The 13,099-nt window shown below is 71.7% G+C and carries 9 protein-coding genes; 8 read left to right on the plus strand and 1 reads right to left on the minus strand.

Annotation, left to right across the window (positions count from 1 at the left end):
• Positions 1-31: 31 nt before the first annotated feature.
• The gene (locus tag CP982_RS12660; protein WP_150510612.1) at positions 32-1,798 is read left to right on the plus strand and encodes a phosphatidylglycerol lysyltransferase domain-containing protein; all 1,767 of its coding nucleotides are present in this window, start codon (positions 32-34) and stop codon (positions 1,796-1,798) included.
• The gene (locus CP982_RS42125; protein ID WP_184924970.1) at positions 1,795-2,499 is read left to right on the plus strand and encodes a hypothetical protein; all 705 of its coding nucleotides are present in this window, start codon (positions 1,795-1,797) and stop codon (positions 2,497-2,499) included. Before CP982_RS12660 ends, CP982_RS42125 begins: the two co-directional genes overlap by 4 nt.
• On the opposite strand, the gene CP982_RS12670 is transcribed toward CP982_RS42125, so the two are convergent.
• Positions 2,436-3,203 (minus strand): hypothetical protein, encoded by a 768-nt coding sequence (locus CP982_RS12670; protein ID WP_150510613.1) that lies wholly within the window; start codon positions 3,201-3,203, stop codon positions 2,436-2,438. The genes CP982_RS42125 and CP982_RS12670 overlap by 64 nt on opposite strands.
• Before the next feature lie 99 nt (positions 3,204-3,302).
• Here CP982_RS12670 and CP982_RS12675 point away from each other — a divergent pair, with 99 nt between their 5' ends.
• From CP982_RS12675 to aceE, 6 genes are all read left to right on the plus strand, one after another.
• The gene (locus CP982_RS12675; RefSeq protein WP_150510614.1) at positions 3,303-4,106 is read left to right on the plus strand and encodes an adenosylcobinamide-GDP ribazoletransferase; all 804 of its coding nucleotides are present in this window, start codon (positions 3,303-3,305) and stop codon (positions 4,104-4,106) included.
• A 103-nt stretch (positions 4,107-4,209) separates the two neighbouring features.
• Positions 4,210-5,757, plus strand: a complete 1,548-nt coding sequence (locus CP982_RS12680) for a leucyl aminopeptidase (protein ID WP_150510615.1) — start codon at positions 4,210-4,212, stop codon at positions 5,755-5,757.
• A gap of 355 nt (positions 5,758-6,112) precedes the next feature.
• Complete coding sequence (lpdA, locus tag CP982_RS12685) at positions 6,113-7,501, plus strand: dihydrolipoyl dehydrogenase (RefSeq protein ID WP_150510616.1); 1,389 nt, start codon at positions 6,113-6,115, stop codon at positions 7,499-7,501.
• Positions 7,502-7,562: 61 nt separating this feature from the next.
• Positions 7,563-9,344, plus strand: a complete 1,782-nt coding sequence (gene sucB / locus CP982_RS12690) for a 2-oxoglutarate dehydrogenase, E2 component, dihydrolipoamide succinyltransferase (protein ID WP_150510617.1) — start codon at positions 7,563-7,565, stop codon at positions 9,342-9,344.
• A 124-nt stretch (positions 9,345-9,468) separates the two neighbouring features.
• Positions 9,469-10,113, plus strand: coding sequence for a GntR family transcriptional regulator (locus CP982_RS12695; RefSeq protein WP_150510618.1), 645 nt, complete (start codon positions 9,469-9,471; stop codon positions 10,111-10,113).
• A gap of 277 nt (positions 10,114-10,390) precedes the next feature.
• Positions 10,391-13,087 carry a pyruvate dehydrogenase (acetyl-transferring), homodimeric type gene (aceE, locus tag CP982_RS12700; protein ID WP_150510619.1) on the plus strand — a complete coding sequence of 899 codons (2,697 nt, stop codon included), beginning with the start codon at positions 10,391-10,393 and terminating at the stop codon, positions 13,085-13,087.
• Positions 13,088-13,099 lie beyond the last annotated feature (12 nt).

A 13,099-nucleotide genomic window follows, 5' to 3' on the forward strand; every position in this document is an offset into this window, starting at 1 on the left:
CACATCACACCGCCCCATAAGATCCCTTTTCATGGGAGATGAACGGCCGAAGGAAGAGCAGCGCAGGACATCCACCCCGGCCTCCCGGAGAGCCGCGGCGGGCGCCGTCTGGTATCTGCGGGCCGTCGCGTTCGTCAACTTCCTCAGTGCCGTCTGGGTCTCCCTGGGGCAGGACCTCAGACGGCACAACACGGAGAACTACTTCACCCCGTACATGCTCACCGCGGGGTTCGCCTCCGGTGTGTTCACCGCGTTCCTGGCGGTCACGATGCGCCGCCGCAAACGGGCCTCCTGGATCCTCAACTCCGTGCTGAGCGGCCTGTTCCTGCTGCTCTTCGCGGTGGCGATGTTCTTCCCCGAGATCCGGCAGTACGCGCAGAACTGGATCTCGCTCGTCCTCACCGCGGGCTTCGTCGTCGCGCTGCTCGTCGGCCGCCGCGAGTTCTACGCCAAGGGCGACCGGTCGAACCCCAAGCTGGCGGCCGCCGTCGCCGTCGGCGGGCTGCTCGCGGCCTCGCTGCTCGCCGCGCTCCTGGTGACCGTCACCAACCACGCCCACGACGACTACCGCTCGACGTTCCTCGACCGCTGGCGCTACGGCACGATGCGCCTGGTGTCGCTCGCCGCCGACGACTCCCGGTTCGCGGGCATCTCGACGCCCGGCTGGGTCAACGTCACCATCAACGTCCTGAGCACGCTGCTGCTCATCGCCGTCCTGTACGCGGCCTTCCGCTCGCGGCGGGCCGTCGACCCGCTCAGCGAGGACGACGAGGCACGCCTGCGCGCCCTGCTCGACAAGCACGGCGAGCGCGACTCGCTCGGCTACTTCGCGCTGCGCCGCGAGAAGAGCGCCGTCTGGTCGCCGAGCGGCAAGGCAGCGGTCACCTACCGGGTGGTCGGCGGCGTCTCGCTGGCCTCCGGCGACCCGATCGGCGACCCCGAGGCCTGGCCGGGGGCCATCGAGCCGTGGCTCGCCGAGGCGCGCGAGCACGGCTGGACCCCGGCGGTGATGGGCGCGAGCGAGGAGGCGGGCACGGTCTACGCCCGGCACGGCCTCGACGCCCTGGAGCTCGGCGACGAGGCCATCGTCGAGATCGCCGACTTCACCCTGGAGGGCCGGGCCATGCGCACGGTCCGCCAGGCCTACAACCGGGTCAAGCGCGCCGGGTACGAGGTGCGCGTCCGGCGCCACGCGGACATCCCCGAGGAGGAGCTGGCCCACCTCCTCGAACGCGCCGACGACTGGCGCGACGGCGCCACCGAGCGCGGCTTCTCCATGGCGCTCGGCCGCCTCGGCGACCCGGCCGACGGCCAGTGCGTGATGCTGGAGTGCACCGACGACAAGGGCGACCTGCGGGCGGTGCTCTCCTTCGTCCCCTGGGGGCCGCACGGGCTCTCGCTCGACCTGATGCGCCGTGACCGGGACTCCGACAACGGCCTGATGGAGTACATGGTCATCGAGCTGCTCCAGCGCGCGGCGGAGATCCAGATCACGCAGGTGTCGCTGAACTTCGCGATGTTCAGATCAGTCTTCGAGCGTGGCTCGCGGCTCGGTGCGGGCCCGGTGCTCCGGCTGTGGCGCTCCCTGCTCAGCTTCTTCTCCCGGTGGTGGCAGATCGAGTCGCTGTACCGCGCCAACGCCAAGTACCGGCCCATCTGGGAGCCGCGTTTCCTGCTCTTCGAGAAGAGCGCGGACCTGCCGCGCATCGGTGTCGCGTCCGCCCGCGCCGAAGGCTTCCTGGAGGCTCCGGGCCTGCCGAAATGGCTGCACCGCACACACTTGGAGTCCCGAAGATGAGCACCCTGTCCCGGCTGACCCGTGCCGAGTGGGGCGACCTGTACTCCACCGTGCGCGGCGGGCTCGTCGCCCGGCGCTGGCTCGCGATCCCGATGACGCTCGGCGCCGTCTGTCTGACCGGGGCCTTCCAGTACGTGCAGAACCAGCCCTGGGGCTACCAGTTCGTGCAGAACATCGGCTCCGTGCGGGCCGAGGACCCGCTGTGGCTCGCGCTGATCCGCACCCCGCTCTCGCTCTTCGTCCCCGCGCTCGACCTGCCGGTGTGGGGCGCGCTCGCGCAGATCCTGCTGGTGTTCGGCATCGCCGAGATCTGCGTCGGCTGGTGGCGCACGCTGCTCATCGGGTACGCGGCGACGCTCGCGGGCACCCTCTACGCGCGCGTGGGCATCGCCGTCGGCCCCGACAGCTGGTTCGGCCTGCCCGCGTCCGACGCGCACGTCATCGACACCGGCCCGTCGGCGGCGGTCGTCGGGCTCGCGGTGTTCGTGTGCTGGCGCTACCGGGCGTACGCGACCGGCGCCCTGGTGATCGTCCTGATGGTGGTCGAGGTCCTGGTCAAGAACAACCTCGCGGGCAAGGAGCACCTGGCGGCCATCGCGGGCGTCCTGGTCGTGTGCGCGGCGGCCACGGCGGTACGTCACGTCCGGCGCCGCGGCGCCGGACGCGGCTCCGGGTCCGGCCTGCCGCCGATGACGTCCTGAAGCCAGCGGCGCTTGGCCGTCCAGCGGCGGTCGTGGCGGAAGGCGCGCAGGCCCGCCCGGGCCCGGACGCGCGGCCGGTCGCGGTAGAACCGCCGTGCCCAGGCCGAGCCCGGCCGGGCGAGACGGATCGCCCCGACGAGCGCCACGAACGGCACCACCATGCCGATCAGAGCCGTGCGCAGCTTGCCCTTGAGCATCGCGATGAGCGCGAAGCCGCAGTTCACGGCGATGTTCAGGGCGAAGGCGAAGCGGTTGTGCCGCTCGGTCACGGAGAGCTCGTTCACGCCGAACGGCGTGAATCCGGTGAGGATCAGGACCACCAGGGCCGCGGTGAGGATCACCACCTCCACGCTCTTGCGGCCCTGCTCGCTCCAGTACACGTCGTCCAGGTGCAGGATCAGCGCGAACTCGTCGAGGACCAGGCCCGCGCCGACGCCGAAGATCACGGCCGCGCACATCGAGCCGAAGCTGTGCCGTCCGGTGGCCACCGCCCAGAAGCCGCCCACCAGCATCAGGAAGATGCCCGGGACGACGTGGTGGATGTGCACGTCACCCGTCGTAATGTTCCGGAACGGGCCCTTCCCGGCGCGGATGAGGCGGGTGATGGTGCGCGTGACGAGGAAGCAGCCCACGAACGAGACGAGCGCGAGCAGCAGGGGCAGCTTCCCCGGCTCCACGACGTTCCGGTACCACCAGCCGTCCATGGGCCCATCTTGCGGTTCGCCGCCGTCGCGCGCAGGCCGGGATGCCCGGCCGAGCGGGGCGGCGGCGGACCGCCCCGACCTGCCGGGTAACCTCGCCCAATGCCCAGACCCACCCCCGCCGACGGCCTCCGCTTCGCCTTCGGGACGCTCACCGCGCTGCCCGTGCGCGTGCGCCGGTGGGACCGCGAGGCCGCCCGTGCGGGCATGCTGTGCGCGCCGGTCGCGGGGCTCGTGCTCGGCCTGCTCGCGGGGGGCCTCGGGGCGGCCTTGCTCGCCCTCGGCGCGAGCCCGCTGCTGGCCGCGGTGGCCGCGGTCGCCGTGCCCGCCGCGGGCACCCGGGGGCTGCACCTCGACGGTCTCGCCGACACCGCCGACGGCCTCGGCAGCGGCAAGCCCGCCGCCGACGCGCTGCGGATCATGAAGCAGTCCGACATCGGCCCGTTCGGCGTGATCACGCTGGTCCTGGCCCTGTTCGCGCAGGTCGCGGCCCTCGCCGAGCTGTACGACGAGAGCTGGGCGCGGGGTGCCTGCGGCGCCGCCGTGGCCGCCACGGCCGCCCGGCTCGCGCTCACCCTCGCCGCCCGCGCCGCCGTGCCGCCCGCCCGGCCCGAGGGTCTCGGCGCGGCCGTCGCGGGCACGGTGCCCGTGCGCGCGGCCCTCGCCGTGCTCGTGGTGACCACCGCCGCGGCCGCCGCCGCGGGCGCGGCCACGGGCTCCGACACCGTGGTGTCGGCCCTCCGGAACGCGGCGGCCGTGCTGCTGGCCTGTGCCGCCGCCGAGGGCCTGCTGCGGCACTGCGTGCGCCGCTTCGGCGGCGTCACCGGCGACGTCTTCGGAGGACTCGCCGAGACCGCCGCCACGGCAGGCCTGCTTGTGCTCGCCCTCGGCCAGCACGCACAGTGAGGCGCACCGCATTGCTTACGGGCGTAGGCTCGCGACGGGCTTACCACCCCAAAGCCCGCAAGAACTCAATGAAAACCTCCTATGAAAGAGGGACTTCAGCACCGTGACTGCTCTGACTCTCAGCACCGCCGCCGCGTCCGGCCTGCGTGCCGACGCGATCGTCGTCGGTGTCGCGAAGGGCGCCAAGGGCCCGGTCGTGGCCCCTGGCGCCGAGTCCGTGGACAAGGCGTACGACGGCAAGCTCGCGTCCGTCCTGGAGACCCTCGGCGCCTCGGGCGGCGAGGGTGAGGCGACGAAGCTGCCCGCGCCGTCCGGCTTCAAGGCGCCGGTGATCCTGGCAGTCGGCCTCGGCGCGGTCCCCGAGAAGGACCAGGCCTACGACGCGGAGGTGCTGCGCCGGGCCGCCGGTGTCGCCGCGCGCGCTCTGGCCGGTTCGAAGAAGGCCGCGTTCGCGCTGCCCCTGGAGTCCGCCGCCGACGCGGGCGCGATCGCCGAGGGCGCGGTCCTCGGCGCGTACTCCTTCGACGCCTACAAGGACATCGCCGACAGCGCCAAGGACGCCAAGGCCAAGAAGGGCGCCAAGGACACCAAGGGCCCGCTCGCCGAGGCCGCCCTGCTCGGTGGCAAGCCGCGCGACAAGGCCTACAAGGCCGCCGTCGAGCGCGCCCTGGCCGTCGCCGAGGAGCTCAACCGCGCCCGCGACCTGATCAACACCCCGCCGAACGACCTCTACCCCGAGGCGTTCGCCGCGGTCGCCCAGGCCGCCGGCAAGGAGCACGGCATCAAGGTGCAGGTGCTCGACGAGAAGGCGCTCGCCAAGGGCGGCTACGGCGGCATCCTCGGCGTCGGCGCGGGCTCGGCCGCCCCGCCGCGCCTGGTGAAGCTGTCGTACACCTCGTCCAAGGCGAAGAAGCACCTGGCCTTCGTCGGCAAGGGCATCACGTACGACTCGGGCGGCATCTCGCTCAAGCCCGCGGGTCACAACGAGACCATGAAGTGCGACATGAGCGGCGCCGCCGCCGTGTTCGCGGCCGTGGTCGCCGCCGCGCGCCTCGGCCTCGAGGTCAACGTCACCGGCTGGCTGGCCCTCGCCGAGAACATGCCGTCCGGCTCGGCCACCCGCCCGGGCGACGTCCTGCGCATGTACAGCGGCAAGACGGTGGAGGTCCTGAACACCGACGCCGAGGGCCGCCTCGTCCTCGCCGACGCGCTCACCAAGGCCTCCGAGGACAAGCCCGACGCGATCATCGACGTGGCGACGCTGACCGGCGCCATGGTCCTGGCCCTGGGCGACCGCACCTTCGGCATCATGGCCAACGACGACGCCTTCCGGACCTCGATCCACGAGATCGCCGACGAGGTCGGCGAGCCGTCCTGGCCGATGCCGATGCCCGAGCACCTGCGCAAGGGCATGGACTCCCCCACCGCCGACATCGCCAACATGGGCGAGCGCATGGGCGGCGGCCTGGTCGCCGGACTGTTCCTGCGGGAGTTCGTGGGCGAGGGCATCACCTGGGCCCACCTGGACATCGCGGGCCCCGCCTTCCACGAGGGCGCCCCGTACGGCTACACCCCCAAGGGCGGCACCGGCTCCGCCGTCCGCACCCTGGTGCGCCTCGCGGAGCGCACCGCCGCGGGCGACCTCGGCTGAGCCTGACCGACTGACGTACGGCCCCGGGGCGCCCTCGCCCGCGGGGCCGTACTCATCCGCCCTCGCCCGCCCCCCATCCGCGCTCATCCGTGCGGCCGTCCCGCAGCGGTCATCCCGTACGACGATTTCGCTGTCGATGAAATCCGTATGTTTGTACGCGCTTCTGACCTCTCGCTACGGGCGATCGGCCCGGCCCGGCGTCCCGCCTGCCGCCGACAAGTGCGAAGATGGGTTCTCGGCAGGACAGGGCCCCCACCACAGGGCCGAAGAAGAGCGGCCGTATACCAGCCGACCGACCGGTCGTCCCCCGGCAAGAGGGGTCCGGCGCACGGCGCACATGCATGGAGGACGTGACGTGGCGAACGACGCCAGCACCGTTTTCGACCTAGTGATCCTCGGCGGCGGTAGCGGCGGTTACGCCGCGGCCCTGCGCGCGTCGCAGCTGGGTCTCGACGTCGCACTGATCGAGAAGAACAAGCTCGGCGGCACCTGCCTGCACAACGGCTGCATCCCGACCAAGGCCCTGCTGCACGCCGGCGAGGTCGCCGACTCGGCGCGCGAGGCCGAGCAGTTCGGTGTCAAGGCCACCTTCGACGGCATCGACATCAACGCCGTCCACAAGTACAAGGACGACGTCATCGCGGGCCTCTACAAGGGCCTGCAGGGCCTTGTCGCCTCCCGCAAGGTGACGTACATCGAGGGCGAGGGCCGCGTGTCCTCCCCCACCTCCGTGGACGTGAACGGCCAGCGGATCCAGGGTCGCCACCTCCTCCTGGCGACCGGCTCCGTGCCGAAGTCCCTGCCGGGCCTGGAGATCGACGGCAACCGCGTCATCTCCTCGGACCACGCGCTGACCCTGGACCGCGTGCCGCAGTCCGCGATCATCCTGGGCGGCGGCGTCATCGGCGTCGAGTTCGCCTCGGCGTGGAAGTCCTTCGGCACCGACGTCACGGTCATCGAGGGCCTGAAGCACCTCGTGCCCGCCGAGGACGAGAACAGCTCCAAGCTCCTCGAGCGCGCCTTCCGCAAGCGCGGGATCAAGTTCAACCTGGGCACCTTCTTCGAGAAGGCCGAGTACACCGAGAACGGCGTGCGGGTCACCCTCGCCGACGGCAAGACCTTCGAGGCCGAGGTGCTGCTCGTCGCCATCGGCCGCGGCCCGGTCTCCCAGGGCCTCGGGTACGAGGAGCAGGGCGTCGCCATGGACCGCGGCTACGTCCTGGTCGACGAGTACATGCGCACGAACGTCCCGACGATCTCGGCCGTCGGCGACCTGGTCCCGACGCTCCAGCTCGCGCACGTCGGCTTCGCCGAGGGCATCCTGGTGGCGGAGCGCCTGGCCGGTCTGAAGACCGTGCCGATCGACTACGACGGCGTGCCGCGGGTGACGTACTGCCACCCCGAGGTCGCGTCGGTCGGCATCTCCGAGGCGAAGGCCAAGGAGATCTACGGCGCGGACAAGGTCGTCGCCCTCAAGTACAACCTGGCGGGCAACGGCAAGAGCAAGATCCTCAAGACCGCGGGCGAGATCAAGCTCGTCCAGGTCAAGGACGGTGCCGTGGTCGGCGTCCACATGGTCGGCGACCGCATGGGTGAGCAGGTGGGCGAGGCCCAGCTGGTCTACAACTGGGAGGCTCTGCCCGCCGAGGTGGCGCAGCTCATCCACGCCCACCCGACGCAGAACGAGGCGCTCGGCGAGGCCCACCTCGCCCTCGCCGGCAAGCCCCTGCACTCCCACGACTGACCCTCAGTCCACGGGCGCGACCGACCACAGACTTCGTAATTCGTAAGGAGCAACCGAAACCATGGCGGTTTCCGTATCCCTTCCGGCGCTCGGCGAGAGCGTCACCGAGGGCACTGTCACCCGTTGGCTGAAGGCCGAAGGCGAGCGCGTCGAGGCCGACGAGCCGCTGCTCGAGGTGTCGACCGACAAGGTCGACACCGAGATCCCCTCGCCCGCCTCCGGCATCCTGGCCTCCATCAAGGTCGCTGAGGACGAGACCGTCGAGGTCGGCGCCGAGCTGGCCGTCATCGACGACGGCTCCGGCGCCCCGGCCGAGGCCCCGGCCCCCGCGGCCGAGCCCGCCCCGGCCGCCGAGCCCGCCCCGGCGCCCGCCGCAGAGGCCCCGGCCGCTCCGGCCGAGGCGCCCGCCCCCGCCGAGGCGCCCGCCGCCCCGGCCGGTGGTGCCGCCGAGGGCACCGACGTCACGCTGCCCGCGCTCGGTGAGTCCGTCACCGAGGGCACCGTCACCCGCTGGCTGAAGGAGGTCGGCGAGGAGGTCTCGGCCGACGAGCCCCTCCTCGAGGTCTCCACCGACAAGGTCGACACCGAGATCCCCGCGCCGGTCTCCGGCGTGCTCCTGGAGATCACCGTCGGTGAGGACGAGACCGCCGAGGTCGGCGCCAAGCTCGCCGTCATCGGCGCCGCCGGTGCCGCCCCCGCGGCCGCTCCGGCCGCCCCCGCCGAGGCCCCGGCCGCCGCTCCGGCCCCGGCCGCCCCGGCTCCGGCCGCCCCCGCGGCTCCGGCGCAGCCCGCTACCGCCGCCCCGGCCCCGGCCAAGGCCGAGGCGCCCGCCGCTCCGGCTCCGGCCGCTCCGGCCAAGCCCGCCGCCCCGGCCGCCCCGGCGCCGGTCACCCCGGCCGACGACGGCGCGTACGTCACCCCGCTGGTGCGCAAGCTCGCCGCCGAGAACGGCGTGAACCTGGGCGCGGTCAAGGGCTCCGGTGTCGGTGGCCGCATCCGCAAGCAGGACGTGCTCGCCGCCGCCGAGGCCGCGAAGTCCGCCCCGGCTCCGGCCGCCGCCCCGGCCGCTGCCGCCGCTGCCCCGGCCGCTTCGAAGGCTCCGGCCATCGAGGTGTCCCCGCTGCGCGGCCAGACGGTCAAGATGACCCGCATGCGCAAGGTCATCGGCGACAACATGATGAAGGCGCTGCACGGCCAGGCCCAGCTCTCCAGCGTGGTCGAGGTCGACATCACCAAGCTGATGAAGCTGCGCGCCAAGGCCAAGGACTCCTTCGCCGCCCGCGAGGGCGTCAAGCTGTCCCCGATGCCGTTCTTCGTGAAGGCCGCCGCGCAGGCGCTGAAGGCCCACCCGGTCGTCAACGCCCGCATCAACGAGGACGAGGGCACCATCACCTACTTCGACTCGGAGAACATCGGCATCGCCGTGGACTCCGAGAAGGGCCTGATGACCCCGGTCATCAAGGGTGCCGGTGACCTCAACCTGGCCGGCATCGCCAAGGCGACCGCCGACCTGGCCAACAAGGTCCGCACCAGCAAGATCAGCCCGGACGAGATGTCGGGCGCGACCTTCACCATCTCCAACACCGGCTCGCGCGGCGCGCTGTTCGACACGATCATCGTGCCGCCGAACCAGGTCGGCATCCTGGGCATCGGTGCCACGGTCAAGCGCCCGGTGGTCATCAACCACCCGGACCTCGGCGAGACCATCGCTGTGCGCGACATGACCTACGTGACGCTGTCCTACGACCACCGCCTGGTGGACGGCGCGGACGCCGCCCGCTACCTGACCACGGTCAAGGCCATCCTGGAGGCCGGCGAGTTCGAGGTCGAGCTCGGCCTGTAAGGCTCTGGAGACGGACTGTAAGACTCGTCTCATCGGTGGCTGCGCCCCCGTCCGGAGGTTTCCGGACGGGGGCGCAGCCGTATTGTCTAGAGGTCGCCCGCCGCCTCTGCCCGTGGAGCCCCCCATGACCGCGCCCGTCATTCACTCGCTGCGCGAACAGATTCGCGAGCACATTGTGGAAGGCATCGTCAGCGGTCGCTGGAAGCCGGGCGAGCGGATCGTGGAGCGGCGCATCGCCGTCGAGCTGGAGGTCAGCCAGACGCCGGTGCGCGAGGCCCTGCGGGAGCTGGAGTCCCTGCGCCTGATCGAGTCCGCGCCCAACAAGGGCGTGCGCGTGCGCAACCTCTCCGCGGCCGATCTGGAGGAGAGCTACCCCGTCCGGGCGGGCCTGGAGGCCATCGCGGCCGAGCTCGCCGCCGACGGGCTCGCGGCGGACTGCTCGGCCCTTGAGCCGCACGTCGCCGCCCTGTACGAGGCGGACCGGGCCAAGGACGGCACCGCTCAGGTGCGGCACACGGTCGCCTTCCACCGCGAGATGGTGCGCGCCGCGGGCAATTCGGTGCTCCTGCACACCTGGGAAGGGCTCGGCATCGAGGTCTTCACGGCGCTCTCCATCCGCTGGCTCGGCACCGTCCAGCAGTCGTACGCGGAGGAGCACGAGGCCCTCGTCCAGGCGTTCCAGCGCCGTGACCCCCGGATCGCGGAGCTCGTGAAGGCCCATGTCCTCGGCTGCGCGCCCCGGCCTGACGGCGACGCTCATCCCGAGTGAGCCGCGCTCACACGTCGCCCCACCTGCGTAGATCCTGCGAATCAAAGGCACCCGGTGCCCTGCGCCGTGGCACCCTGTGCCTACTTTTGCCCCAAGAGGGAAGTTTTCCGCTCAACGCTTTGATCGATCATCGATCGCTGGCTTACAGTCGTCGACGGGCTCTCACCGGAGCCCCACGCCCTGTCCTGCCAAAGACCTAGGGCACCCCCGACCCTTTCCGTTAAGGGCCCCCGCCTGACCAGGCACGGGAACCCCTCCGACTCAGGAAGGCGGCGTAATGACCGACCCCTCCCGCATCCAGCCGAGCGAGCTCGACCAGCTCCCGGACCGCGACCCCGAGGAGACCGCCGAATGGCAGGCCTCTCTGGACGCCGTGACCAAGGCGGCCGGGCCGCACCGTGCCGCGTATCTGATGCGCCGCACGCTGGAGCGCGCCGAGGGCGCGGGCCTGGCGCTGCCCAAGCTTCTTGAGACGGACTACGTCAACACCATCCCCACCGCCGCCGAGCCCGTCATCGACGGCGACGAGGCGATGGAGTCCCGCATCACCGCGTGGAACCGGTGGAACGCGGCCGCGATGGTCACCCGTGGCGCCAAGCACGGCGTCGGCGGCCACATCGCCACCTTCGCCTCGGCCGCCTGGCTGTACGAGACCGGCTTCAACCACTTCTTCCACGGCAAGGAGGGCGACGGCTCGGGCGACCAGCTCTACATCCAGGGCCACGCCTCGCCCGGCATCTACGCCCGCGCCTTCCTCGACGGCCGTCTGAACGAGGCGCAGCTCGACAACTTCCGCCAGGAGTCGGGCGGCAACGGCCTGCCGTCGTACCCGCACCCGCGCCGCCTGCCCTGGCTGTGGGAGTTCCCGACGGTGTCCATGGGCCTCGGCCCGCTGTCGGCGATCTACCAGGCCCGCTTCAACCGCTATCTGACGAACCGCGCCATCAAGGACGTCTCCGCCTCGCACGTGTGGGCGTTCCTCGGCGACGGCGAGATGGACGAGCCGGAGTCGACGGCGGCCCTCGCGCTCGCGGCCCGTGAGGGCCTCGACAACCTCACCTTCGTCATCAACTGCAACCTGCAGCGCCTCGACGGCCCGGTGCGCGCCAACTTCAAGATCGTGCAGGAGCTGGAGGCCCAGTTCCGCGGCGCGGGCTGGAACGTCGTCAAGTCCCTGTGGGGCGGCGCCTGGGACGAGCTGTTCGCGCTCGACACCACCGGCGCCCTCGTCCGCCGTCTGCGCGAGGTCCCGGACGCGCAGGTGCAGACGTACCAGACGCGCGACGCCGCCTACATCCGCCAGGACTTCTTCGGCAAGGACCCGGCGCTCGTCGAGATGGCGAAGCTGCTGAGCGACGACAAGATCCTCGAGTGCTTCCACCTGTCCCGCGGTGGCCACGAGCCGCGCAAGGTGTACGCCGCGTACAAGGCGGCCCTCGCGCACAAGGGCGCGCCCACCGTCATCCTGGCGCAGACCGTCAAGGGCTTCACCCTCGGTGAGGGCTTCGCGTCCAAGAACGCGAACCACCAGATGAAGAAGCTGACGACGGACGAGTTCAAGAACATGCGTGACCTTCTTGAGCTGCCGATCTCCGACAGCCAGTTCGTCGACGGTCAGGTGCCCTACGGCCACCCCGGCGCCGACTCGCCCGAGGTCCGCTACCTCCAGGAGCGCCGCGCGGCCCTCGGCGGCCCGGCCCCGGCCCGCCGCACGCACGCGCTCGCCCCGCTGCCCGCGCCCGCCGACAAGGCCTTCGCGGCCTTCGACAAGGGCTCCGGCTCGCAGAACGTGGCGAGCACCATGGCGCTCGTCCGGCTCCTGAAGGACCTGGTCCGCGACAAGGAGACCGGCAAGCGCTGGGTGCCGATCGTCCCGGACGAGGCGCGCACCTTCGGCATGGAGTCGCTGTTCCCGTCGCTCGGCATCTACTCGCCCAAGGGCCAGACGTACGAGCCGGTCGACCGCGACCAGCTGATGTACTACAAGGAAGCCAAGAACGGCCAGATCCTCAACGAGGGCATCACCGAGGCCGGCTCGATGGCGGACTTCATCGCCGCGTCGTCCGCGTACGCCACGCACGGCGAAGCGATGATCCCCTTCTACATCTTCTACTCGATGTTCGGCTGGCAGCGCACCGCCGACCAGATGTGGCAGCTCGGCGACCAGCTCGGCCGCGGCTTCCTCATCGGCGCCACCGCCGGTCGTACGACGCTGACGGGTGAGGGTCTGCAGCACGCGGACGGCCACTCGCCGCTCATCGCCTCCACCAACCCGGCGGCACTGAGCTACGACCCGGCGTTCGCCTACGAGATCGGTGCCATCGTCAAGGAGGGTCTGCGCCGCATGTACGGCGAGGCCAAGCCGGGCGAGGACCAGGACGTCTTCTACTACCTGACGGTCTACAACGAGCCGATGCCGCAGCCCGCGAAGCCCGCGGGTGTGGACGAGGGCATCATCAAGGGCCTGTACCGCTTCAACACGGCCGAGACCGCGGGCCTGTCCCCCGCGGCCAACGCCGCGCGGATCCAGCTCATCGGCTCGGGCACGGCCATCCACTGGACCCTCAAGGCCCAGCGGCTGCTCGCCGAGGAGTGGGGCGTGGCCGCCGACGTGTGGTCCGCGACCTCCTGGACGGAGCTGCGCCGGGACGCCCTGGAGGCGGACGAGGCGCTGCTGCGCGGCGAGGAGCGGGTGCCGTACGTGCGCCAGGCGCTCGCCGGCGCGGAGGGCCCCGTGCTCGCGGTGTCCGACTACATGCGCCAGGTGCCCGACCAGATCGCCCAGTGGGTCGAGCAGGACTACTCCTCGCTCGGCGCGGACGGCTTCGGCCTCTCCGACACGCGTGACGCGGCCCGCCGCCACTTCGGCGTCGACGCCGAGTCGATCGTCGTCGCGGCGCTCGCGCAGCTGGCCCGGCGTGGTGCCGTGCCCGCGGCCGCGGTGAAGGAGGCCCGGGCCAAGTACGGCCTGTAGGCCTTCGGCTCG

Origin of the sequence: Streptomyces spectabilis, assembly GCF_008704795.1 — a bacterium.
Taxonomy (GTDB): Bacteria; Actinomycetota; Actinomycetes; order Streptomycetales; family Streptomycetaceae; genus Streptomyces; species Streptomyces spectabilis.

What these genes read in the sequence shown, in the direction of transcription:
- CP982_RS12670 (WP_150510613.1), bottom strand. Translation starts at nt 3,203, where the DNA reads ATGGACGGCTGGTGGTACCGGAACGTCGTGGAGCCGGGGAAGCTGCCC.
- sucB (WP_150510617.1), top strand. Translation starts at nt 7,563, where the DNA reads ATGGCGGTTTCCGTATCCCTTCCGGCGCTCGGCGAGAGCGTCACCGAG.
- CP982_RS12695 (WP_150510618.1), top strand. Translation starts at nt 9,469, where the DNA reads ATGACCGCGCCCGTCATTCACTCGCTGCGCGAACAGATTCGCGAGCAC.
- CP982_RS12675 (WP_150510614.1), top strand. Translation starts at nt 3,303, where the DNA reads ATGCCCAGACCCACCCCCGCCGACGGCCTCCGCTTCGCCTTCGGGACG.
- CP982_RS12660 (WP_150510612.1), top strand. Translation starts at nt 32, where the DNA reads ATGGGAGATGAACGGCCGAAGGAAGAGCAGCGCAGGACATCCACCCCG.
- CP982_RS42125 (WP_184924970.1), top strand. Translation starts at nt 1,795, where the DNA reads ATGAGCACCCTGTCCCGGCTGACCCGTGCCGAGTGGGGCGACCTGTAC.
- aceE (WP_150510619.1), top strand. Translation starts at nt 10,391, where the DNA reads ATGACCGACCCCTCCCGCATCCAGCCGAGCGAGCTCGACCAGCTCCCG.